We start from the raw sequence: 21,519 nt of genomic DNA on the forward strand, positions 1-21,519 counted from the left end.
TCTTCATGCGCTGAGCCGGTCCGGTCAGAACACGCTCGGGCCCGGCGGCCCTCCCGCGCGGGCCTTCACCCCCGGCCTGAAGGCCGGAGCACTGGCCCGCACATCGGTAGCCGGCGCTGTCGCCGGCGGCGACGTCGGCGGTCCAGGTGCCGACGCCGGGCCAGGTCAGGGTGAACGTGGTGGCGGCGGAGGACCGGTTGACGACGGTCTCCTGGATGCGGCCGGCCGTGCAGTCCTGCGTCACGACGGCGGACTGGGCGACGGCGGTGTGGGCGGGGACGGCGGCGTGCGCGGGGACGGCGGACGCCGAGGCCAGGACGGTGATCAAGGCCACCGCGGCACCGGATCGGGGGGATGGGGGCATGACCGGAACCCTTCTGTAGGACATGGGATGTAGGATGTCCTTGGCGGTGAACCTAGAGGGGGTCGCCGGAGGCGTCAAGCCCCGGGTTCAGCTCTCGGGGTCGCGCTCGTCGGGTGCCTCGTCGCGCGCCCTGTCGAGCCGGTCGCGGATGCCGCGGAAGTGGGCGGCCATCGCCGCCGTGGCGGCCTCGCGGTCGCCGGCGCGCAGCGCCTCGTAGATGTCGCGGTGCCGCTGGGCGACGTCGGCCGCCTCCTGCTCGACGGGCGCGAGGTCGTGCTGCAGCGTCCGGTAGACGTCCCAGAACGCGCCGAGGAGCTGGTTGACGATCGGGTTGGCGAGCGGCTTGTAGAGCAGTTCGTGGAAGATCCGGTCGGTCTCCGGGGTCACCTGCCCGGACCCGGCCTCGGCGTCCATGCGCCGCATGATCTCGTCCAGTTCGGTGTTGCCGGCCTGGAGCCCGCGGTCGATCACCTGCTCGATGAGGCCGCGTTCGAGGACCTCGCGGACGTCCACCAGGTGCGCCAGGTCGTCGCGGCCCTGCCGCTTGGAGATGCGGGCGTGGAAGGTCAGCTCGTCCACCAGCGCGCCCAGCGACATGGTTCCGACGTACATGCCGAAGCCGTGCCTGATCTCCACGATGCCGACGGCCTGGAGGGCCTTCAGCGCCTCGCGCAGCGAGTTGCGGCTGACGTCGAGCTCCTCGACCAGCTCGAACTCGGTGGGCATCGGATCGCCGACCGCGAGACCGCGCTCCAGGATCAGCTGCTTGATCCGCTGCTGCACCTCCTCGGTCCGGCTGCTCCGGCCGCGCGTCGCACGTCCCCGCGTCCGCGCTGCGGTCATCGGCTCACGCTCCCCATCCCCCTCGGATCTGCGGTGGTCCGGCCCTTGACCTCGCCGGTGCCGACGCCTACGGTACACGACGAACGACGTTGGATGTCCTACCTCCCTTGCCACCTGCGCAGAGCCCTCGACCTCTCACCCCCAAGGAGACGACGTGACCGATCTCCAGCCCGACCGCGGCCTGCACCGCCGCGACTTCCTGCGCTACACCGGACTGCTCGGCGCGGCCGCGACGATCAGCGCCGGTCTGGCCGCGTGCGGCGGCCCGTCCTCCACCGGATCCGGCGGCTCCGGCGGTTCCAAGGACACCATCCAGGCCGCCCTCGCCTACGCCCTGTCCGGCGGCTTCGACCCCATGACGGCCTCCAGCGCCGTCGCCGTGGCCGCCAACCTCCACGTGCTGGAGCCCCTGGTCGACCTCGACCCGGTCACCCGGCAGCCCTACAACGCGCTCGCCAAGGCCGCGCCCGCCAAGGTCGACGACACCACCTACCGGGTCACGCTCCGCGACGGCGCGAAGTTCCACGACGGTTCCCCCGTCACCGCCGACGACGTCGTCTTCAGCTTCGAACGCGTCCTCGACCCGAAGAACGCCTCGCTGTTCGTCCAGTTCCTGCCCTTCCTGGACGGGGTGAAGAAGGTCGACGCGAGCACGGTCGAGTTCAAGCTCACCTACCCCTTCGCGCTGTTCTCCGAGCGGCTGTCGGTGGTCAGGATCGTGCCCAAGGGGATCGTCCAGGCCGACCAGAAGAAGTTCGACGCGCTGCCGGTCGGTTCCGGGCCGTTCAAGCTGACCGCCGCGAGCGCCACCGGCGGGCTGTCGTTCGCCAAGTTCGACGGTTACGGCGGGCCGCGCCCCGCGAAGGTCGCCACGATGACCTGGCTGCTGCTGTCCGAGCCGTCCACCCGCGTCACCGCGCTCCAGTCCGGCCGCGTCCAGGCGATCGAGGCCGTCCCCTACCTGAACGCCGATGCGCTGTCGAAGTCCGCGGCCGTCCAGTCGGTGCAGAGCTTCGGGCTGCTGTTCCTGATGTTCAACTGCAAGGCCAAGCCGTTCGACGACGTGCGCGTCCGGCAGGCGCTGCACTACGCCCTGGACACCGACAAGCTGATCAAGACGGCGCTGCTCGGCAACGCCGCCGCCGCGACCAGTTTCCTGCCCGCCGGCCACCCCGACTACGTCCCGGCCTCCACCGTCTACGGGTTCGACCCCGCCAAGGCCAAGAAGCTGCTGTCGGACGCCGGGGTCAGCGGCCTGAAGGTCGAACTGGTCACCACCGACACCGACTTCGTCAAGGACTGCGCGCCGCTGATCAAGCAGAGCTGGGACGCGGTCGGGGTCTCCACCACGCTGAACGTGGGCCAGTCGGGCGGCCAGTACTCCAACCGCATCGACACCGGCAAGTACCAGGTCATGGCGGCCCCCGGCGACCCGTCGGTGTTCGGCAACGACTGCGACCTGCTCATGCGCTGGTTCTATGTGGGGACGTGGCCCGACCACCGCAGCTACAACTCCGGCACCGCCGAGGCCAAGAAGGTCGTGGACCTGCTCGACAAGGCCGCACGCGAACCCGACGAGGGGGCCCGCCGGGGGCTGTGGAAGCAGGCCATCGACATCGTCGCGGAGCAGGCCGCGCTCTACCCGATCTTCCACCGCAAGCTGGTCACCGGCTGGAAGCGCGAGGCGCTGCCCGGATTCCGGCCGATGGCGACGACCGGGCTGTCGCTCCTGGGCGTCGACCGAGCCTGACGCCCCCGCCCGACAGAACGGACGCCCGACAGAGACGCCCGACAGAACGGACGCCGCCCATGGCAACGATCCTGCGCATGACGGCGGGACGGCTGCTGACCCTCGTGCCGATGGTGCTGGGGATCACGCTGTTCGTCTTCGTCGTCCTGCGCTTCTCACCCAACGATCCGGCCTACAACGCCCTCGGCGAGGGGGCCACCCCGCAGGCACGGCACGCCTACGCGGTCGAGCACGGGCTGACCGACCCGCTGCCGGTCCGCTACGTCCGGTTCCTGGCCGATCTGGTGCGCGGCGACCTCGGGGTGACCGCGCCGCCGAGCCGGCCCGTCACGGACGCGCTCGGCACGGCGTTCCCGCTCACGCTCCAGCTCACCGTCTTCGCGGTGCTGCTCGGCGTGCTGTTCGCCGGGATCCTGGGCGTCACCGCGGCGCTGTTCCGGGACCGCTGGCCGGACCAGGCGATCAGGGTGCTGTCCATGACGGGCGTCGCGATGCCGTCGTTCTGGCTCGGCATCCTGCTGATCCAGCAGTTCGCGCTGCGGCTCGGCTGGTTCCCGACCGGCGGGTACGTCAACCCGGCCGACTCGCCGAGCGGGTGGCTGCGCAGCCTCACCCTGCCCGCGATCGCGATCGCCTTCCCGGTCGGGTCGCTGCTGACCCGGGTGGTGCGGACCGCGATGGTGGAGGAACTCGACCGCGACTACGTGCGCACCGCCATCGGCGGCGGGCTCCCGCGCGTGGTCGTGGTCGGCCGCAACGTCCTGCGCAACGCGCTGATCACCCCGCTGACCGTGCTCGGCCTGCAGATCGGCTACCTGCTGAGCGGCGCGGTCGTGGTCGAGGCGATCTTCGGGCTGCCCGGCCTCGGCACCCTGATCATGCAGGGCGTCACGGCGGGCGACCCGGCCCTCGTGCAGGGCGTGGTGCTCGGCATCGCGCTGACGTTCCTGGTGGTCAACCTGCTCGTGGACGTGCTGTACCTGTTCGTGAACCCGCGGCTGAGGGGAGCCACCCGATGAGCGGGACCGTGCGCACGACGAGCCGGGTGCTGCGGCGGCTGCCGCCCGCGTCCCGGGTCGCGCTGGGCGTGCTGCTGGTGATCGTCGCGGCCGGGCTCGCCGCGCCGCTGATCGCCCAGCACGATCCGCTGACCACCGGCATCGCCGGGCAGGGGCCGTCCGGCGCGCACTGGTTCGGCACCGACCGGGTCGGCCGGGACGTGTTCGCCCGCGTCCTGTACGGGGCGCGCTGGTCCCTCGCGATCGGCCTCGGCGCGACCCTGCTCGCCCTCGCCGCCGGGGCGCTGCTCGGTGCCCTGGCCGCCACCGCGCACCGCGCCGTCGACGAGATCGTGATGCGCTGCCTGGACGTGGTCATGGCGTTCCCGGCGGTCGCGCTGGCCGCCGTGCTCGTCACCGTGTTCGGCACCAGCCTCCCGGTGCTGATCTGCACCATCGCGTTCCTCTACGTCCCGCAGATCGCGCGGGTGGTACGGGGGAACGTGCTCTCGCAGTACGGCGAGGACTACGTCGCGGCGGAACGGGTGATCGGCGCGGGACGCCGACACATCCTGCTCCGCCACGTCGCGATCAACTGCGCGGCGCCGATCCTGGTGTTCTGCACGATCGTCGTGGCCAACGCCATCGTGTTCGAGGCGAGCCTGTCGTTCATCGGCGCGGGCGTGCAGGACCCGGCCCCGTCGTGGGGCAGCGTCATCGCCTACGGCAAGTCGCTGGTGCTGGCGGGCGGCTGGTGGGCCACGTTCTTCCCCGGGCTGTTCATCCTCGTGACGGTGCTGGTGCTGAACATCCTGTCCGAGGGCGTATCGGACGCCTGGGCGGCGCCCGCCACCCGCACCGACACCGAGACGGACGCCGAGCCCGGCACCGGCGCCGGTGGGCACGCGGTGCCTGCGGCGCCGGCGTCACCGCGGGCGGTCGCCGGACTGCGGGAGGCGGGACGGCGGCTCGCGGACCGGGCCCGCCCGCTCCCGCAGGGCGAACCGCTGCTCCGCGTCGAGGACCTCACCATCGGCTTCCCCGAGCGCTACGGCGACCTGGACGTGGTCGACCGGGTGTCCCTGGACGTCCGCCCCGGCGAGGTGGTCGGGCTGGTCGGGGAGAGCGGCTGCGGCAAGAGCCTCACCAGCCTGGCGATCATGGGGCTGGAACCGGCCGCCGCCCGGGTCGGCGGCCGGCTGCTGTTCGACGGCCGCGACCTGCGCACGATGCCCGCCCGGGAGCGGCGCCGGCTGCTCGGCCACGAGATGGCGATGATCTACCAGGACGCGCTGTCGTCGCTCAACCCGGCGATGACGATCCGCGCCCAGCTCCGCCAGCTCACCCGGCGCGGCGGCACCCGGACCCCGGCCGAGCTGCTCGACCTCGTCGGGCTCGACCCGGACCGGACCCTGCGCAGCTACCCGCACGAACTGTCCGGCGGGCAGCGGCAGCGGGTGCTGATCGCCATGGCGCTGTCGCGGGACCCGCGGCTCGTCGTCGCGGACGAGCCGACCACCGCGCTGGACGTCACCGTCCAGGCCGCGGTCATGCGGCTGCTGCTGCGGCTGCGCGCCGAACTGGGCTTCGCGCTGATCCTCGTCTCGCACGACCTGGCGCTCGTCGCCGACGTCACCGACCGGGTGGTGGTGATGTACGGCGGGCAGGTCGCCGAGGCGGGGGTCACGTCCGAGCTGGTGGCCTCGTCCCGGCACCACTACGCCCGGGGGCTGCTCGGCGCGGTCGTGTCGCTGGAGGCCACCGGGAGCCGTCCCGAGCAGATCCCCGGGGTGGTCCCGTCGCCCGCGCGCTTCCCGGCGGGCTGCCGGTTCGCCGACCGCTGCGCGGCGGCGACACAGGTGTGCGCGGCGACCCGCCCGGAGCCGTCCGGCGATCCGCACCGGCACGCGTTCGCCTGCCATCACCCGATCGGCGAGCCCGCCGATCCGTCCGACCAGGTTCCGGCCAAGGCGGGAGGACCGCGATGACCACACCCGTCATGGAACTGCGCGACGTGCACGTCCGGTTGCCGGTGCGCGGCGGCGGGCCGTTCGGCCGCGCCGCGGTGCACGCACTGACCGGCGCCGATCTCACGGTCGGGCGCGGGGAGACGGTCGGGATCGTCGGCGAGTCGGGGTGCGGCAAGTCCACCCTCGCGAAGGTGCTCGTCGGCCTGACCCGCCCCACCTCCGGCACGGTGCTGTTCGAGGGGGACGACCTCGGCGCTCTGCGCCGCCGCGGACGCGCCGCGCGGCTCGGCGCGTCCGTGGGCATGGTCTTCCAGGACCCGGCCACGGCGCTCAACCGGCGGCTGCCCGTGCGCGCGATCCTGCGCGACCCGCTCGATGTGCACCGCCGGGGTACGCCGGCCGAGCGCGACGCGCGCGTCCGGGAACTGATGTCGCTGGTCGGGCTGCCGCCGCCGCTGGCCGGCGCGCTGCCCGGCCAGCTGTCGGGCGGCCAGCGGCAGCGCGTCGCGATCGCCCGCGCGCTCGCGCTGGAACCGGTGCTGCTCGTCGCGGACGAGCCGACCTCGGCGCTGGACGTGTCGGTCCGGGCGCAGATCCTCAACCTGCTGCTCGACCTGAAGGCCCGGCTCGGCCTGGCCATGGTGTTCGTCTCGCACGACATCCAGACGGTCCGCCGCATGTCCGACCGGGTGGTCACCATGTATCTCGGCCGGATCGTCGAGGAATCGCCGGCCGCCGTCGTGGCGCGCGGCGACACGCGCCACCCCTACACCCGGGCGCTGCTGTCGGCGACGCCGAGCCTGCTCGAACCGATGGAGCCGATCCGCCTGGACGGCCCCGTCCCCTCGGCCGTCCACCCGCCCAGCGGATGCCCGTTCCGCACCCGCTGCTGGCGCGCCGCCGACGAGTGCGGCGACGCCATGCCCGCCTTCACACCCGGCACCGAGGAAGGGCACCGGTACCGGTGCCTGCATCCCGTCACCGACCCGTCCGACCTCGCCCTGTCCACCGTTTCGCAGGAGATCCCGTGAACCCCGCTCCCACCGGCCGCACCGCCTCCGCCGCGTCCACCGCTTCATCGCCGTGGGGGCTCGGCGGGCTCACCGGCGTGGTGCCGCCCGTCTGCACACCGCTGACCCCCGCTCTGGAGGTGGACGTCCCGTCCCTCGAACGGCTCGTCGACCATCTCCTCGGCGCGGGCGTGGACGGGCTGTTCGTGCTCGGCTCCACCAGCGAGGTGGCCTTCCTGCCCGACGCGCACCGGCGCGTCGTCCTGGACACCGTGGTGAAGCACGTGGCGGGGCGGGTGCCCGTCCTCGGCGGGGTCATCGACATGACCACGCTGCGGGTCATCGAGCACGCCCGGATCGCGGCCGAGGCCGGCTGCGACGGCGTGGTCACGACCGCGCCGTTCTACACGCGCACCCACCCGCTGGAGATCGAAACCCATCTGCGCCAGGTCGCCGATGCCGTCCCGGTCCCCGTCTACGCCTACGACCTGCCGGTCTCCGTGCACTCCAAGCTGGACGGGCAGATGCTGGTGCGGCTCGCGGCCGAGGGGGTGCTCGCGGGTGTGAAGGACTCCAGCGGCGACGACGGCGGCCTGCGCACCCTCCTGCTCGCGCTGCGGGACGCCGAGGCGGCCGGGTTCAGCGTGCTGACCGGATCGGAACTGACCGTGGACACCGCGTTCGCGATGGGCGTCCAGGGCGTCGTGCCGGGCCTCGGCAATGTCGACCCGGCCGGCTACGCCCGGCTCTACCGGCACTGCCGGGCCGGACGGTGGGACGAGGCGCGGGCCGAGCAGGAACGGCTGCTGCGGCTCTTCGACATCGTCAACGCGGGTTCCCCCGGCCGGATGGGGCGCGGTTCGTCCGCGCTCGGCGCGTTCAAGACGGCCCTGCACCTCCTCGGCGTCATCGACTGCCCGCTGACGGCACCGCCGCAGGTCCCGCTCGATGAGGCGGAAACCGGGTTCGTCCGCGACCGGCTCGCCACCGCCGGGCTGCTGTGACCACCGGCGACGGCGCGGACCTGTACGCGGCGCTCGACATCGGCGGGACGAAGATCGCCGCAGCGCTGGTGGACGGGCACGGAGCGGTCCGGCTGCGTGCCCGGACGGCGACGCCCGCCGGGGGCGGGGCCGCCGTGCTCACCGCGGCGGCCGGCCTGCTGGAAGGTCTCGGCACCGCCCGCGTCCGGGCCGTCGGAGTCGGCGCGCCCGGCGTCGTCGATCCGGAGACCGGCCGCGTCGTTTCCGCCACCGACGTGCTCCCCGGCTGGGCGGGGACGCCCGTGAAGGAGGTTCTGGCGCACCGGCTCGGCCTGCCCGTCGCAGTGGTCAACGACGTGCGCGCCATGGCGAACGGCGAAGCGAGGGCGGGAGCCGGAAGCGGGTACCACCGCGTCCTGCACGTCTCCGTGGGGACGGGTGTCGGCGGCGCGCTGACCACCGGTGGGCGCCTCGAACACGGAGCCCACGGCACCGCCGGGGAGGTCGCGCACCTGCTCGTCCCCGAACGCGGGCCGGTGCCGTGCGGCTGCGGAAGACGCGACCATCTGGAGGCCGTCGTCTCCGGCCCGGCCATCGAGGCCACCGGCGACGCGCGGCACGCCGGTTCCGTGCTGGGACGCGCCCTCGCGGGACTGCTCTGCGTCCTGGACCCGGACGCCGTCGTGCTCGGCGGCGGCGTCGCCCAGATCGGTGCGCCCTTCATCGACGCCGTCACCACCGCGTTCCAGGCCGAGGCGCTCCCGCCGCTGCGCGCGACACCGATCGTCCCCGCCCGCCTCGGCACGGACGCGCCGCTCGTCGGCGCGGCCCTTCTCGCCAAGGCCGGCACGTCTCAGTGGAGCCTCCGATGACCCCCGAGTCCTTCGCCGCGGCCGTCGCCGGCCGGCTGATCGTGTCCTGCCAGGCCGGCGAGGGGCATCCGCTGCGCGACACGGCCACCCTCGTCCGGATGGCCCGCGCCGCCGCCGGGGGAGGCGCCGCCGCGATCCGCTGCGGCGGGGTCGGCGGCCTCCCGGACGTGGCCGCCGTCGCCGCTGCCGTGGACGTCCCCGTCATCGGGCTGACCAAGGACGGGACGGGCGGGGTGTTCATCACCCCCACCGTCACGGCGGCCCGCGCCGTCGCCGAGGCCGGGGCACAGGTGGTGGCCGCCGACGCCACCCGCCGTCCACGCCCGGACGGCCACCCGCTCACCGCGTCGATCGAGGCCGTCCATGACGCCGGCGCGCTGTTCATGGCCGACGTGTCGTCCCTGGAGGAGGGCGTGGCCGCCGCCGAGGCGGGAGCCGACGCCGTCGCCACCACCCTCGCCGGCTACACCCTCCCCGGACCCCCTCCCGACGGCCCCGATCTGGACCTCGTCCACGCGCTGCGCGAGGCGCTCCCGGATGCGCTGATCGTCGCCGAGGGCCGCTACCACTCGCCCGCGGCGGCGGCGTCCGCGATCCAGGCCGGCGCGACCTGCGTCGTGGTCGGAACCGCGATAACCGACCCTCAATGGATCACCGCGCAATTCACCACCGCCCTGTCACCCCCCTGAAGGAAAATCAGCCTGCCCCCTGAGATCTACGCCTGATCGTGAGGACGCGCTACCGTGCGGTTGTGACGGGTTCTGCGCGATCTCCGCTGGTCTTCCTTGATGTCGACGGGCCACTCATCCCCTTCGGAGCGACGCAGCGGTACCCGACTTATCGAACAGGTCGCACCCAAATGCCGGGGATGAATTCTCATCCGCTGCTGGCCAGGATCAATCCCGCGCATGGGCCTCGGCTGAGGGCGCTGGCATGTGAGCTGGTCTGGGCCACGACGTGGATGGCGGACGCGAACGAGTGGATCTGCCCGATCCTGGGTCTGCCGGAGTTGCCCGTGGTGGTCTGGCCTGAGCCGTCGGAGTTGGACGACCAAGACGAGCGAAGGGGGATGCACTGGAAGACCCGCGCCCTCGTCGAGTGGGCCGCTGGGCGCCCCTTCGCCTGGATTGACGACGAGATCACCGAGGTCGATCGGGCCTGGGTGTCGGTTCATCACTCAGGGCGGGCCCTGCTGCATCGCGTTGATGCCCGGCACGGTCTGAACGACGCCGACTATCTCCTCCTGGAGAACTGGTTGCGCGAAACGCAAGATGGGCTCGTAACTCATCGAGTATGAGCACGCCCTTGCCTTGGTTCGCCGATAGGGGAGCGTCCGGTTCCCGGACCAAGGCTCAGTGTTTGCGGGGCTGGGTGAAGCGCGGCATGTTGCCGGAAGGGTCGCGGACGCCGTAGGGCTGGTCGATGTCCACGCGTTTCACGCTACGGACGGGAGGCGGATCTCGCTTCTCCGTTCCTGATCGGCCGCGTGTGGATCTTGGCGACGCAGGCCGGGACGGCGGCGCCCTCGTCATGGCGGCGGGCCCGGTACGAGCTCGGGCTCTCCCCGACCAGTTCGGTGAACCGCGAGCTGAACGACCCCAGCGAGGTACAGCCGACCGCGAAGCAGACCTCCGTCACCGTCAGGTCGCCCCGCCGCAGCAGCGCCTTGGCCCGCTCGATCCGGCGCGTCATCAGGTAGCTGTAGGGCGTCTCCCCGAAGGCGGCGCGGAAACTGCGGGAGAAATGGCCCGGCGACATGAGGGCGACGTGTGCCAGTGCCGGGACGTCGAGCGGCTTCGCGTAGTCGCGGTCCATCAGGTCACGGGCCCGGCGCAGCCGGACGAGGTCTTCCAACGTCACACACCCACCATCCCACAGCACCAGGGGCCGCTGGTGGAGCCGCCCGACCTCGGTATCGCGTCCGGACGGATACGTCGGGAACGGCGGCGTGAAGTTCTTCTGGCCGACGAGGTTGGTGGCCTGGGCGCCGAGCGGGAGCCAGCCGGGGTCTGCGTCCGCGGACAGGGAAGCACGGCCTGAGTGATCCGGCCGTCTACCATCGTTCGTCCCGATGTACGCCCATGGACGTGCCGTTCACTCCCGGGCGGTCGGAGTCGCCCGGCCGGGAGCCTCGCGGCATGCCCTCGCGTGGCTGCTGCTCCTGTGCGCGGTGCTCCTCGGCATCGTCGCGATGCACACCCTCGGGCATCCCGCCGACCACGCGCGCGGCACCCTCAGCATGTCCGCCGGGCACGGGACGGCCGGTCACGTGGCCGAACCGATGGACCGGCCGGCGCACAAGCCGTTCCCGGGCGTCTCGTCCGCGGCCGCCGGACGCGTCGTCTCCCACATGGCCGGGGCCGATACCGGAATGCTCGTCGACCCGTCCGACATCTGCCTGGCGGTCCTGATCGCCGCCGGCGCCCTCATCGCGCTGCGTCGCATGACGGTGAGGATCCGGGCGGCGCAACGCAACGGGACCCGCGCGGCGCGCCCCTTCTCGCGGCCTCTCCTGCGCGCTCCGCCCGGCCTCGGGCCGCCCCTCCTCGGCATGGTGGTCCTGCGGATATAGGAGCCGGCTCGGCCGGGTGCCACCGACCGCCGCGAGACCCGCTCCGACCTCTCCCACGAGCCCTCGTCGCGTCGGCTCGCACCCGGTCATGCCCGTTCCCATCCGTCCGCATGACCGAATGCGAGGCATGACCAGCATGAAACCGATCGATCGACGTTCCGTTCTGCGCGCCGGGCTCCTGGTGACCGGCGGCGCCGCCCTGTCCGCCTGCGGCGACGGCGGGCGCAGGCCCGCCTTCATCGCACCGGGCGGCGAGCAGGTCCGCAAGGCCGAGGCCGCCCGCCGCCACGCCGGCGGCGCCGTCCGCGACTTCCGGCTGGCTCCCGTCGAGGGCCCCGTCGACCTGGGAGGACGTACCGTCCGCACCTGGACGTACGGGCAGCGCCTCCCCGGCGCGGAGATCCGCGTGAAGGCGGGCGAGGTGATACGCGCGCGTGTGTCGAACCGGCTTCCGGCCGGCACGACCGTGCACTGGCACGGGTTGGCACTGCACAACGACGCCGACGGCGTTCCCGGCGTCACCCAGCCCGACATCAGGGCGGGGGGCGAGTTCACGTACGAATTCGCGGTCCCTCACCCGGGCACGTACTGGTTCCATCCGCACTCGGGAACCCAGCTCGACCGGGGACTGTACGCGCCGCTGATCGTCGAGGACCCCAAGGAGCCGCTGTCCTACGACGCCGAATGGGTCGTGGTACTCGACGACTGGCTGGACGGCGTGACCGGAAACCCGGATCAGGTGCTGGCCGAACTGAAACGCGGCATGGGAATGGGCGGCCACCATTCGAACATGCCGGGCATGGACATGGGCGGGCCGAGCGAGACCCCGGAGCCCGGCTCGTCCGGCATGGGCGGGCACATGCTCATGGGCGCCCGGAGCGAGTTGCTCGGCGGCGACGCGGGAGACGTCCGCTACCCCTACTTCCTGGTCAACGGGCGTATCGCCGAGGAGCCCGAGACCTTCCGAGCCAAGCCCGGAGACCGCGTCAGGATCCGGCTCATCAACGCCGTGGGCGACACCGCGTTCCGCGTGGCGCTCGGCGGGCACCGGATGACCGTCACCCACGCCGATGGCTTCCCCGTGCGGCCCGTCGATACGGACGCGCTTCTGCTCGGAATGGGAGAGCGTTACGACGTCGTCGTGACGGTCGAGTCCGGGGCCTTCCCGCTGACCGCCCTGGCGGAAGGCAAGAACGCGACGGCTCGGGCGCTGCTCCGCACCAGCGGTGCCGCCGCGGTCCCGGCCGCCGGCGTCCGCCCCGGCGAACTGCGGCGCGAGATCGTCGGATACGGCGACCTCCAGCCGGCCGACAGTGCGCGGCTCAAGCGGCGACGCCCGGACCGGACGGTTCGCCTGGAACTGACCGGCGGAATGATGAAGTACGACTGGGCCATCAACGGGCGGAAATACGACCCGGAGGAGCTGCATCCCGTGCGTTCGGGCGAGCGGGTGCGGCTGTCGTTCGTCAACCGGACGATGATGTGGCACCCCATGCATCTGCACGGCCATACCTTCGCCGTGGCGCCGACGGGGGTGCGCAAGGACACCGCGATCGTGCTTGCGAACCGGTCCCTGGACGTCGACTTCGACGCCGACAATCCCGGCCGCTGGATGATCCACTGCCACAACGTCTACCACGCCGAGAGCGGGATGATGGCCCTGCTCGGCTACCAGGTCTGAACGGAGCGTCCCATGCACGCACGCTTTCTGAATGCCCTGGTGGAAGGGCCCTTCCGCGCGGCGGTCGGCGCCGTCTCGTTCGTCCTGCTCGCGGCCTGCGGCACCGGGACGGGACAGGAGTCCGCGGCGCACCCCGCCGGCGCCGAGGCCGAAATCGGGCACATCCATGGTGTCGCCATGGACCCGGCCGACAACGCGATCTACGTGGGCGCCCACTTCGGCGTGTTCAAGATCGAGTCGCCGGACCGGGCGAGCCGAGTGGGGAAGAACCGCCAGGACACGATGGGTTTCGCCATCGTCGGGCCGCGCACGTTCCTCGCCAGCGGTCACCCGGCGGCGGACGAGGCGGCCACGGGGGCTCCGCCCCACCTGGGCCTGATCCGTTCCACCGACGCAGGGCGCACCTGGACCTCGGTATCCGAGGTGGGCAAGGCCGATTTCCACGCCCTCCAGCAGGCCGGTCCGGTCCTGTACGTCTACGACGGCCAGGCGCAAGGCGTCCGGCGCAGTGACGACGGCGGGCGCACCTTCGGCGTCCGCTACGACGCCGGCTGATCACGGCACCCCGCACGCGTCGGTGCCGCCGCGGAAGAACTCCCGCCCCCTCGGCCGATCTGCCGTCCCAGTAGATCGGCCGAGGGGGAGGCGGGCGCGCAGGCCATCCACGCCGTGACGGACGTCTGGAGCGGACCGACCGCACCGTGCCGACGATGGGGAAGAAGGCCCTGTGGTCACGGGACCAAAGGTCCATGGCGGGGTGGCCGGGGCGGAGGCACGCTGAAGGCGTGGTGCCCCAGGAGATCGAGCACGTTGGAGCCGGCGATGACTCGCCGACCTCGCCACTGCTGGAGCGGATCCGGCACGGTGTGATCGGAGACGATGAGGTCCTGGACGGGCCGTACGGGCCGCGCCGGATCATCTACGCCGACTACACGGCCTCGGGCCGGTCGCTGGACTTCATCGAGGACTTCGTTCGCGGGCAGGTGCTGCCCCGGTACGCCAACACCCATACCGAGAGCTCCGGCACGGGGCTGCAGACGACCAGGCTGCGCGAGGACGCGCGCCGGATCATCCACGACGCCGTCGGGGGCGGCCCGGACGACCTGGTGATCTTCTGCGGCTCCGGGGCGACCGCGGCGGTCAACAAGCTGATCGGCATCCTGGAGCTGCGGATCCCGGGCGGCCTGGACCGCCGGTACGGTCTGCGCGACCGGATTCCCGCCGAGAAGCGGCCGGTGGTGTTCGTCGGGCCCTACGAGCACCACTCGAACGAGCTGCCGTGGCGCGAGTCGATCGCCGACGTCGTCGTCATCGGCGAGGACGGGGACGGGCACATCGACGTCCGGGACCTGCGCGAGAAGCTCGTCGCGTACTCCGGCCGTCCGCTGCTCATCGGCAGCTTCTCGGCGGCATCGAACGTGACCGGCATCTTGACCGGCACCGAGGAGATCGCGGCGCTGCTGCACGAGCACGGCGCGCTGTCGTTCTGGGATTACGCGGCGGCCGGGGCGTATGTACCGATCCGGATGGCGGCGAGCGCGCCGGGCCGCGGCGACCACAAGGACGCGGTCTTCCTGTCGCCGCACAAGTTCCCCGGCGGCCCCCAGACACCCGGGGTGCTGGTCGTCCGGCGGGACCTGGTGCGCAACGCGGTGCCGACGGTCCCCGGAGGGGGCACGGTCGCGTTCGTCGACCCGATCGGGCACCGGTACCTGGACGATCCGGTGGCGCGCGAGGAGGGCGGCACCCCGGCGATCGTGGAGTCGATCCGCGCCGGGCTGGTCTTCCAGCTCAAGCAGGCCGTGGGCACCCGGCTCATCCAGGCGCGCGAGGAGCGCTTCTGGCGCCGGGCCCTGGACCGCTGGCAGCGCAACCCGAACATCGAGATCCTCGGCGACCGGCACTCCCGGCGGCTGTCGATCGTGTCGGTGCGGATTCGGTTCGGTGAGTTGTACCTGCATCACAATTTCGTCGTCGCGCTGCTGAACGACCTGTTCGGAGTCCAGGCCCGCGGCGGCTGCTCGTGTGCCGGCCCCTACGGTCACCGCCTGCTCGCCATCGACGCCGCCCGCTCCCGCGCGCTGGGGGAGGAGGTCAGGCATGGCTGTGAGGGCGTCAAGCCCGGCTGGACGCGTATCAACTTCAACTACTTCATCTCCGACGCCGTCTGCGACTACCTCATCGACGCCGTCGACCTCGTCGCCACCTACGGGCACCGGCTGCTCACCGACTACCGCTTCGATCCGCGCACCGGGCTGTGGCGGCACCGTCGCGGCACCGTCGAACCGCCCCTGCGGCTGGCCGACCTGCACTATGGAACCAACGGCGAGCTCGTCTGCCCGGTCGCGCACGTCCGAGCCGGTGAGGACGTCCTGCCCGGACAACTGTGCAAAGCCCGCGACCTGCTGGTCTCCCTGCCCGACGACGTCGACACACGGCCGCCGGGCCTTCCCGAGGACTTCGAGCGGCTGCGCTGGTTCCCGCTGCCCGCCACGTGCCTGACCCGCTGACGCCTCTTGGTGACCGCGCCTGCTCAGAGGTCCGCTGAGGCTCGCAGCCGCATCGTCCCGCCGTGCCGGCGGCGCACCGCCGTGCGCGTGCCGCCGAAGCGGTCCTCCTGATACACCCCTGGGGTATTTGCATCGGTCTCATCTTTCGAGTACTGTGCACGGCAGATACCCCCAGGGGTATATGGGAGGAGAGAGATGATCAGCGAAGTGGACATCCGGGCGTTCGCCGCCGCGCACGCGGACGGCGCGCCGGTGGTGGACGTCAGGGAGCCGCACGAGTACGCGGCCGGTCATGTGCCCGGTGCCCGCCTGGTTCCCCTGCGGGAGGTCCGGGCTCGGCTGGCGGAGCTCAAGGACCGCCGCACGATTTATGTGATCTGTGCGAGCGGCAACCGCAGCCTGCTCGCCGCCCGGTGGATGGCGGAGGCGGGGATCGACGCCCGTTCCGTGGCCGGAGGCACCGGCGCGTGGATCCGGGCCGGCGGCCCGGTCGCGCGGGGCCTGCGCGAGAACGCCGCTTGACGAGGCGGGGGAGGGAGGCCGGCGATCGACACCCGGTACCGATTGGCCGCCGGTACTTCGGCACCGGCGGCGAGGTCGCGTTCGTAGGCGTCGACTACCGGCTCGAACTTCCCCACGCCCCGTAAGTGCGGCCGGCCGGCCGCATGGTTCAGGACTCCAGCTTCTCCAGTGCGGCGACGAGCCGCCTCGCTGCCTCGTCGGCGACCGGCTTCAGGCCGGGACGATCGCTTACCGAGACCATGACCTGCGGGTCCAGGGCCTCCACGACGGTGTCGTCGCCGTCGGTGCGCACGACGACGTTGCAGGGCAGCAGCAGGCCGATCTGCCGGTCGACGCCGAGCGCCCGGTGCGCGAGCGGCGGGTTGCAGGCTCCGAGGATGAGGTAGTCCTCCATCGTCTCGCCGAGCTTCTCGCGCAGGGTGGCCTGCACGTCGATCTCGGTCAGGACGCCGAAGCCCTCGTCCTTCAGGGCCGCGCGCACCTGCTCGACGGTCTCGCCGAACGGCCGGTGCAGCCGGACAGTGATGGCGTAACTCATGATTCCCCTCCTTGAGACGGCCACGTCAGGTGCCGTCTTCGCGTCCCTTACCCACCCGGGCTATGTCAGCCGCAGCACCGCGCAGCAGGCGCACATGCTCGGTTCCGCCCTGCAGTTCCAGGCGGCGGTACAGCACCGGATTGGCGGTGGCCTGGCTGCGGTGGCAGGCGATCGCCCGGCGCTGCCGGGTGCGGTCGACCGCGAGCGCCTGTCCGAGCTGCAGCTCGGGACGGCCGACGAAGGCGGTGCCGAATTCGGTGTTCAGGGTTTTGGCGACATGGTCGGGCACGGTCCACCCGAGCACGGGCAGTCCCAGTTCACGGCCTGCGAGCAGAGCCGCCCGTGTGGCGTGAACGTGGTCGGGATGGCCGGTGATGCCACCCACGTCGAAGGCCAGCAGATGGCTCGGGCGCACTGCGAAGGCCAGCCGGCGCACCTGCCCGACCAGGTCTCGCAGCGGCGTCCGGTCCAGCCGGCCGTCCGGGTAGCCGAGCAGCTCGGTGCGGGTGACGCCCAGCACCGCGCTCGCTGCGGCCAGTTCCGCGGCCCGGATCTCGGCGAGGTCCCCGGTGGCCGTGCCGAGGGTGGACGCCTCGCCGCGGGTGAAGCAGAGCACCGCGGCCTCGGCTCCCCGGGCGGTCAGATGATCCAGGAGTGCGCCGAGGCCGAAGCTCTCGTCGTCCGGGTGCGCCACCACCGCCACAACGGCGCCGACGCCGTCGAAAAAGCTCTGCTCGCTTGGCCCCATGGCTCCTCCACTGCTCTCCCTTCAGCATACCCCCACGGGTATATGTCGAAAGGGGTGATCCCAGAAAGAGCGGCTGTCCGGCCTCGCGGCAGGGCGGCCCCGACCCAGTGAGGTCGTTCCTTACCCTGGCCCTGAGACGGCCGGATTCCGGTCACCTCGAAGGTCGTCCGGCAGCAACCGAACGGAGATCGATTGTGGACAGTGCCGAGTGGGACCGCCTGTACGCCGGGAGGGATCTGGTCTGGTCGGCGGGGCCGAACCGGTGGGTCGAGGAGGTAGCGGCGGGACTGCCCGCCGGCCGTGCGCTGGATCTGGCGGCCGGTGAGGGGCGCAACGCATTGTGGCTGGCCGAGCGGGGATGGTCGGTCACGGCGGTTGATTTCTCCGCCGTCGCGCTGGACCGCGCCCGATCCCTCGCCGTGCGCCGGCTCGCCGAATCCGCCGACCGCCTCGACCTGGTCGAGGCGGATCTCGGCGAGTACGTCCCGGCCCGGCGCGGCTACGACCTGGTGATCGTCGCCTACCTGCAGGCCGGCGAGGAGTTGCGGCGCCGGGTGCTGCGTGCGGCGGCGGACGCGGTCGCCCCCGGCGGGCTGCTGCTGGTCGTGGCGCACGACAGCGACAACCTGGCGCATGGCGTCGGCGGCCCGCAGGACCCCGCCGTCCTGTACACCGCGGACGATGCGGTGTCCGACATCGACGGCCTCGGGCTGCGGACCGTGCGAGCCGAGCCGCGGTCGCGCGAGGTCAGCGCCGACGGGCGGACCCGGACCGCGATCGACGCGTTTCTGCTCGCCCGCCGCGAGTGAGTCACCTCGCCGATGCCCGGAACCGGGATGCTCCTGCACGGTTTGGACCGTGCATGAGCCCTATTTGAGGACGATGTCCGGCGGCATCGGCGAGCCCGTCCTTGCCGTCGAAGTGGTCGACGAGGGTCTGCGCCGACACGCCCGCGCCTTCTGTGCTAACTTGCTCGTATGACCAATTTGGTCGATCGGCCAACTTCATCGCGCGGCGATCGCCGCCGGCGGCAACTGGTGGACGCCGGAATCGCGTTGCTGGGCAGGGAGGGGTGGCCGGGCGTCTCCACGCGTGCCGTGGCCGAACGCGCCGGCACCAACCCGGGCTTGATCCACTATCACTTCGGCGGCCTGGCCGGGCTGCACGCGGCGATCTTCCGGCGGGCTACGGAGCTCATCATCGGGCCCCTGGCCACCGAACTCCTGGGGGCACCGGACGAGCGGGCGGCGCTGGAAACGATGCGGAGCCTGCTGGCCCGGCCCCCGGACGACGAGCAGGCGGCCCGGCTGGCCGCCGAGCTGATCGTGGGTGCGATGCGCGATCCCGCCCTGGGCGAGATGCTGCGCGATGAGCTTCGCCTGGCCCGCACCCAGATCGCGGACCGTCTTCGGCAGTTGCATCCCGGCTGGCCGTCGGCACGGCCGGCCGGAGTGGCCACCCTGATCGCCGCGTCGATCGACGGGCTGATGCTGCACTACATGATCGACGGTGCTCTTCCGGTCGGCGACGCCCTGGGCGCGGTGGGGGATCTGCTGGAGGGAGGGGCGTGAGGGGCCTCATCGGCGGCGGAGTCGCGGGGCTCACGCCGGCGTACCGGCTGCGGCGCCGCGGCCTCCGACCGGTGGTCGTAGAGCGTGCCCCGCAAAGCCCCGACCTCGCCAAGGAGGACTGAACCATGGAGATCATCGACAGGCCCGCCCCGCCGACCGGCCTGCGCCGCCTGCTGTGGCGGCTGCCCATCCGGTTGTACCGCATGGGGCTGGGGCCGTTGCTGGGACGTCGCATCATGCTGCTCACGCACACCGGCCGCGTCTCCGGCCGGCCGCGCCAGGTCGTCATCGAGGTCGTCCAGAAGGACGGGCACGGCTACGTGGCGGCCTCCGGATTCGGCCCCCGAGCGGACTGGTACCGCAACGTCATGGCCAACCCCGACGTCACCCTCCAGATCGCCGGGAAGCGCATCCAGGCGACCGCCGCCCCCATCGCGACCGACGAAGGCGCCGAGATCATGGCCCGGTACGCCCCCCGCCACCCGGTCGCCGCCCGGCAACTGTGCAAGCTCATGGGCTTCGCCGTCGACGGCAGCGTTGAGGACTACCGCCAGGTCGGACGACACATCCCCTTCGTGCGTTTCACGCCACGGCCCACTCCGCTCCGGACACCGGCGGCCTGAAACGCCTCCGCAGACCAGGCGAACGCTCCGCTTGAAAGCCGGTGAATCCTCTGGAAACTCCGCTGCCGCCCCTGCAAAACCGGCCACCTCGTCAAAGGTGTCGCCGTCCCGCAAAAGTGCAAAGTCACCCGAGAATGAGAAGGGTCACCTGTTGATCACGCACTGTCCCTCGCGGGCCGACACTATTGGACGCCGCTTCAGACGATTGTCTCGTATACAGGTGATCTATGTCTCACCCAGGAGTACCCGTCTCGCCCGGCCGACCGACGAAATCGGTTCGATCTTGAGTAAAGACCGCGGGGGCTGCTAGCTTCGGCCGGTGGACCACATGCGTGCACAGGCGGAGGCGATCGCGGACTTCGCGGCGGCTCTACGGGAGCTGCGCGAATCGGTTGGCAACCCGCCTTTCCGGGAGATGTCCGGTCGGTCGGGAGCGATCTCGCACACCACGTTACATGAGGCCACCAAGGGCAACAGACTCCCGAGTTGGGGGACCACCGCCGAGTTCGTCAAGGCGTGTGGTGCGGACCCGGCCGCGTATCGCGAACGCTGGGAGAAAGCGAACCTGGCGGTCAGGTCGGCGAGTGCCGGAAAGCCCGCGACCGCCGCGGACAGCGCTGCGGCCCGCCCGTCCGGTGGAACCGCGGCCTCCGCCACGAGCACCGCGGAACGGCAGGCCGTGCACATCGCCATCGGGGCGCAAGCACCCGGGCCGGCCGACGAGACCCCGGCATCCGTGCCCCCGCCGCCACCGCCCGCCGACGAGAGCGCGGGTGACGTCCAGCCGGCCCTCCCCGCGCCGGGGGGCCGGAGGCGATTCCGGCCGGCCCGCCCGGTCGCGGTCGCGCTGGTGACGGCGGCCATCGGTGTGGGCGCGGTGGGCGTCATCGTGGTCACCCTCGATCGCGACTCCGGGGCCGGCGGGGACGGTCCGAAGCCTTTCGGCAGCCTGTCGGAGGCCGCGCCGTCTCCGGCCGACTGCCCGGTGCACGCGCCCAACCCGGCGTCGGCCCCGCCGATGCACAAGGGCGATGCCGCCGCGTTCATCGCGGACATGACGCTGCCCGACTGCACGCGCGTCGGCGCGGGCAAGACCGTGACCAAGGTATGGCGGCTCAAGAACGTCGGGAAAGTGCCGTGGAAGGGGTATTCGCTGCGCCGCCTCGACCTCCCGCAGCAGGCCGATCAGTGCCAGACCATCTCCGATGTGCCGATCAACGACACGCGGCCAGGCGGGCTGGTCGACATCCGGACCGACATCACCACGCCGAAGAAGCCGGGCCTGTGCTACGTGCGGTTCAAGATGGTGGACCCTTCGGGAAGGGTCGCGTTCCCCGGAAACCGCCCGGTCAACTTCCAGATCATCGTCGAGGGACCCTAGTTCCCCGCCGGGGAGGGGCACGGCGGGGAACCAGGGGCCGGACGGTCTGCGGGTTTAGGAGAGAACGATCCCGCTGTAGTAGGCCCTGAGGATCCTGGAGTAGCTCCAGCCCGCCTTGGCCTTATCGCGAGAGCCGTACTGCGACATCCAGTCTCCGGTGACCCACCCGCCGCACGCCGTCGTCGTGGAGCAGTACTGGGCCTGGAAGATCTTTCCGCCGCGGGTCATCTTGGTGCCCCACGTCGCGTCCACCGCGGCGTTCGTCGACGCCTTCGCGGAGCCGGGCTTGTACACCTGGCTCGACGTGCTGTCGTAGACGTCGAAGCACTGGCCGCCCGACGTCTTGCGCGTCGAGTGCAGCGCCCAGTACCAGCCGTAGCTCTTGACGGCCATCGCCCCGGACCTGAGGGACTCCCTCGGCCAGCTCGGCACCCATTCGTTGGGCAGGACGTTCTTGACGTAGGTCTTGAACGACACCCGGTCCACGCGCCCGAGGGACGTCCGGTACACCAGGATCGTCGTGGGCGGTTTGCTGTTCGTGCCGTCGGTCTTGCACCCGCCCGGCGCGGAGCTCAGGTACTTG

Annotated in this window: 24 protein-coding genes; 18 read left to right on the forward strand and 6 right to left on the reverse strand. The window is 71.9% G+C overall.

Annotation, left to right across the window (positions count from 1 at the left end; translation table 11 throughout):
• The coding region (locus tag AF1_RS25690; protein WP_157419300.1) for a hypothetical protein at nucleotides 1–334 on the reverse strand (334 nt) is incomplete at its 3' end.
• Between the two features lie 117 nt (nucleotides 335–451).
• Nucleotides 452–1,207, reverse strand: a complete 756-nt coding sequence (locus tag AF1_RS25695; RefSeq protein ID WP_067804520.1) for a FadR/GntR family transcriptional regulator — start codon at nucleotides 1,205–1,207, stop codon at nucleotides 452–454.
• 154 nt (nucleotides 1,208–1,361) lie between these two features.
• On the opposite strand from AF1_RS25695, the gene AF1_RS25700 reads away from it, so the two are divergent.
• From AF1_RS25700 to AF1_RS25735, 8 genes are all read left to right on the forward strand, one after another.
• A complete protein-coding gene (locus tag AF1_RS25700; RefSeq protein ID WP_067804523.1) occupies nucleotides 1,362–2,957 on the forward strand; it encodes an ABC transporter substrate-binding protein in 1,596 nt (531 codons plus the stop codon).
• A 59-nt stretch (nucleotides 2,958–3,016) separates the two neighbouring features.
• Nucleotides 3,017–3,976, forward strand: a complete 960-nt coding sequence (locus tag AF1_RS25705; RefSeq protein WP_067804526.1) for an ABC transporter permease — start codon at nucleotides 3,017–3,019, stop codon at nucleotides 3,974–3,976.
• A complete protein-coding gene (locus tag AF1_RS25710) occupies nucleotides 3,973–5,943 on the forward strand; it encodes a dipeptide/oligopeptide/nickel ABC transporter permease/ATP-binding protein (RefSeq protein ID WP_067804534.1) in 1,971 nt (656 codons plus the stop codon). Before AF1_RS25705 ends, AF1_RS25710 begins: the two co-directional genes overlap by 4 nt.
• Nucleotides 5,940–6,956, forward strand: coding sequence for an oligopeptide/dipeptide ABC transporter ATP-binding protein (locus tag AF1_RS25715; protein ID WP_067804536.1), 1,017 nt, complete (start codon nucleotides 5,940–5,942; stop codon nucleotides 6,954–6,956). The genes AF1_RS25710 and AF1_RS25715 overlap by 4 nt, the downstream gene beginning before the upstream one ends.
• On the forward strand, nucleotides 6,953–7,939 hold the full coding sequence (locus AF1_RS25720; RefSeq protein WP_084263335.1) for a dihydrodipicolinate synthase family protein: 987 nt from the start codon (nucleotides 6,953–6,955) through the stop codon (nucleotides 7,937–7,939). The genes AF1_RS25715 and AF1_RS25720 overlap by 4 nt, the downstream gene beginning before the upstream one ends.
• Entirely contained in the window at nucleotides 7,936–8,790 is an 855-nt protein-coding gene (locus AF1_RS25725) for an ROK family protein (protein ID WP_084263336.1), read from the forward strand. The genes AF1_RS25720 and AF1_RS25725 overlap by 4 nt, the downstream gene beginning before the upstream one ends.
• Nucleotides 8,787–9,479 (forward strand): putative N-acetylmannosamine-6-phosphate 2-epimerase, encoded by a 693-nt coding sequence (locus AF1_RS25730; RefSeq protein ID WP_067804542.1) that lies wholly within the window; start codon nucleotides 8,787–8,789, stop codon nucleotides 9,477–9,479. Before AF1_RS25725 ends, AF1_RS25730 begins: the two co-directional genes overlap by 4 nt.
• Nucleotides 9,480–9,541: 62 nt before the next feature.
• Nucleotides 9,542–10,087, forward strand: coding sequence for an HAD domain-containing protein (locus AF1_RS25735; RefSeq protein ID WP_067804568.1), 546 nt, complete (start codon nucleotides 9,542–9,544; stop codon nucleotides 10,085–10,087).
• A 143-nt stretch (nucleotides 10,088–10,230) separates the two neighbouring features.
• Here the strand turns inward: AF1_RS25735 and AF1_RS25740 are convergent, their stop codons facing one another.
• Nucleotides 10,231–10,605, reverse strand: coding sequence for a helix-turn-helix transcriptional regulator (locus AF1_RS25740; protein ID WP_242608579.1), 375 nt, complete (start codon nucleotides 10,603–10,605; stop codon nucleotides 10,231–10,233).
• Between the two features lie 256 nt (nucleotides 10,606–10,861).
• On the opposite strand from AF1_RS25740, the gene AF1_RS25745 reads away from it, so the two are divergent.
• From AF1_RS25745 to AF1_RS25765, 5 genes are all read left to right on the forward strand, one after another.
• Complete coding sequence (locus AF1_RS25745) at nucleotides 10,862–11,362, forward strand: DUF6153 family protein (RefSeq protein ID WP_067804546.1); 501 nt, start codon at nucleotides 10,862–10,864, stop codon at nucleotides 11,360–11,362.
• 127 nt (nucleotides 11,363–11,489) lie between these two features.
• A complete protein-coding gene (locus AF1_RS25750) occupies nucleotides 11,490–13,043 on the forward strand; it encodes a multicopper oxidase family protein (RefSeq protein WP_306303190.1) in 1,554 nt (517 codons plus the stop codon).
• A gap of 12 nt (nucleotides 13,044–13,055) precedes the next feature.
• A complete protein-coding gene (locus AF1_RS25755) occupies nucleotides 13,056–13,598 on the forward strand; it encodes a WD40/YVTN/BNR-like repeat-containing protein (RefSeq protein ID WP_067804550.1) in 543 nt (180 codons plus the stop codon).
• Between the two features lie 230 nt (nucleotides 13,599–13,828).
• On the forward strand, nucleotides 13,829–15,553 hold the full coding sequence (locus tag AF1_RS25760; protein ID WP_207393916.1) for an aminotransferase class V-fold PLP-dependent enzyme: 1,725 nt from the start codon (nucleotides 13,829–13,831) through the stop codon (nucleotides 15,551–15,553).
• A 195-nt stretch (nucleotides 15,554–15,748) separates the two neighbouring features.
• Nucleotides 15,749–16,075: a rhodanese-like domain-containing protein gene (locus AF1_RS25765; protein ID WP_174548894.1), complete on the forward strand. Its 327-nt coding sequence runs from the start codon at nucleotides 15,749–15,751 to the stop codon at nucleotides 16,073–16,075.
• Between the two features lie 148 nt (nucleotides 16,076–16,223).
• Here AF1_RS25765 and AF1_RS25770 read toward each other — a convergent pair whose 3' ends face one another.
• Together AF1_RS25770 and AF1_RS25775 are read right to left on the reverse strand one after the other, a co-directional pair.
• Nucleotides 16,224–16,613, reverse strand: a complete 390-nt coding sequence (locus AF1_RS25770; RefSeq protein ID WP_067804552.1) for a DUF302 domain-containing protein — start codon at nucleotides 16,611–16,613, stop codon at nucleotides 16,224–16,226.
• A gap of 25 nt (nucleotides 16,614–16,638) precedes the next feature.
• The gene (locus tag AF1_RS25775; protein ID WP_067804554.1) at nucleotides 16,639–17,361 is read right to left on the reverse strand and encodes a PIG-L deacetylase family protein; all 723 of its coding nucleotides are present in this window, start codon (nucleotides 17,359–17,361) and stop codon (nucleotides 16,639–16,641) included.
• 194 nt (nucleotides 17,362–17,555) lie between these two features.
• Here AF1_RS25775 and AF1_RS25780 point away from each other — a divergent pair, with 194 nt between their 5' ends.
• The 5 genes from AF1_RS25780 to AF1_RS25795 all read left to right on the forward strand — a co-directional run bounded on the left by AF1_RS25780 (nucleotide 17,556) and on the right by AF1_RS25795 (nucleotide 20,936).
• On the forward strand, nucleotides 17,556–18,170 hold the full coding sequence (locus AF1_RS25780; protein WP_084263338.1) for a class I SAM-dependent methyltransferase: 615 nt from the start codon (nucleotides 17,556–17,558) through the stop codon (nucleotides 18,168–18,170).
• Nucleotides 18,171–18,338: 168 nt separating this feature from the next.
• Nucleotides 18,339–18,932: a TetR/AcrR family transcriptional regulator gene (locus AF1_RS25785; protein ID WP_067804555.1), complete on the forward strand. Its 594-nt coding sequence runs from the start codon at nucleotides 18,339–18,341 to the stop codon at nucleotides 18,930–18,932.
• Nucleotides 18,929–19,054 carry an NAD(P)-binding protein gene (locus AF1_RS34825; protein WP_131732306.1) on the forward strand — a complete coding sequence of 42 codons (126 nt, stop codon included), beginning with the start codon at nucleotides 18,929–18,931 and terminating at the stop codon, nucleotides 19,052–19,054. Before AF1_RS25785 ends, AF1_RS34825 begins: the two co-directional genes overlap by 4 nt.
• A gap of 3 nt (nucleotides 19,055–19,057) precedes the next feature.
• Nucleotides 19,058–19,555 (forward strand): nitroreductase family deazaflavin-dependent oxidoreductase, encoded by a 498-nt coding sequence (locus tag AF1_RS25790; RefSeq protein WP_067804557.1) that lies wholly within the window; start codon nucleotides 19,058–19,060, stop codon nucleotides 19,553–19,555.
• Nucleotides 19,556–19,883: 328 nt separating this feature from the next.
• Complete coding sequence (locus AF1_RS25795; protein WP_242608578.1) at nucleotides 19,884–20,936, forward strand: NBR1-Ig-like domain-containing protein; 1,053 nt, start codon at nucleotides 19,884–19,886, stop codon at nucleotides 20,934–20,936.
• Between the two features lie 54 nt (nucleotides 20,937–20,990).
• On the opposite strand, the gene AF1_RS25800 is transcribed toward AF1_RS25795, so the two are convergent.
• Nucleotides 20,991–21,519, reverse strand: a 529-nt coding sequence (locus tag AF1_RS25800; protein ID WP_067804561.1) for a SpoIID/LytB domain-containing protein, incomplete at its 5' end; no start/stop codon positions are given.

Source organism: Actinomadura formosensis NBRC 14204, from assembly GCF_001552155.1.
Classification (GTDB): domain Bacteria; phylum Actinomycetota; class Actinomycetes; order Streptosporangiales; family Streptosporangiaceae; genus Spirillospora; species Spirillospora formosensis.

What these genes read in the sequence shown, in the direction of transcription:
- AF1_RS25755 (WP_067804550.1), top strand. Translation starts at nt 13,056, where the DNA reads ATGCACGCACGCTTTCTGAATGCCCTGGTGGAAGGGCCCTTCCGCGCG.
- AF1_RS25795 (WP_242608578.1), top strand. Translation starts at nt 19,884, where the DNA reads ATGCGTGCACAGGCGGAGGCGATCGCGGACTTCGCGGCGGCTCTACGG.
- AF1_RS25730 (WP_067804542.1), top strand. Translation starts at nt 8,787, where the DNA reads ATGACCCCCGAGTCCTTCGCCGCGGCCGTCGCCGGCCGGCTGATCGTG.
- AF1_RS25715 (WP_067804536.1), top strand. Translation starts at nt 5,940, where the DNA reads ATGACCACACCCGTCATGGAACTGCGCGACGTGCACGTCCGGTTGCCG.
- AF1_RS25790 (WP_067804557.1), top strand. Translation starts at nt 19,058, where the DNA reads ATGGAGATCATCGACAGGCCCGCCCCGCCGACCGGCCTGCGCCGCCTG.
- AF1_RS25750 (WP_306303190.1), top strand. Translation starts at nt 11,490, where the DNA reads ATGACCAGCATGAAACCGATCGATCGACGTTCCGTTCTGCGCGCCGGG.
- AF1_RS25770 (WP_067804552.1), bottom strand. Translation starts at nt 16,613, where the DNA reads ATGAGTTACGCCATCACTGTCCGGCTGCACCGGCCGTTCGGCGAGACC.
- AF1_RS25740 (WP_242608579.1), bottom strand. Translation starts at nt 10,605, where the DNA reads ATGGACCGCGACTACGCGAAGCCGCTCGACGTCCCGGCACTGGCACAC.
- AF1_RS25705 (WP_067804526.1), top strand. Translation starts at nt 3,017, where the DNA reads ATGGCAACGATCCTGCGCATGACGGCGGGACGGCTGCTGACCCTCGTG.
- AF1_RS25765 (WP_174548894.1), top strand. Translation starts at nt 15,749, where the DNA reads ATGATCAGCGAAGTGGACATCCGGGCGTTCGCCGCCGCGCACGCGGAC.
- AF1_RS25775 (WP_067804554.1), bottom strand. Translation starts at nt 17,361, where the DNA reads ATGGGGCCAAGCGAGCAGAGCTTTTTCGACGGCGTCGGCGCCGTTGTG.
- AF1_RS25785 (WP_067804555.1), top strand. Translation starts at nt 18,339, where the DNA reads ATGACCAATTTGGTCGATCGGCCAACTTCATCGCGCGGCGATCGCCGC.
- AF1_RS25695 (WP_067804520.1), bottom strand. Translation starts at nt 1,207, where the DNA reads ATGACCGCAGCGCGGACGCGGGGACGTGCGACGCGCGGCCGGAGCAGC.
- AF1_RS25745 (WP_067804546.1), top strand. Translation starts at nt 10,862, where the DNA reads ATGTACGCCCATGGACGTGCCGTTCACTCCCGGGCGGTCGGAGTCGCC.
- AF1_RS25710 (WP_067804534.1), top strand. Translation starts at nt 3,973, where the DNA reads ATGAGCGGGACCGTGCGCACGACGAGCCGGGTGCTGCGGCGGCTGCCG.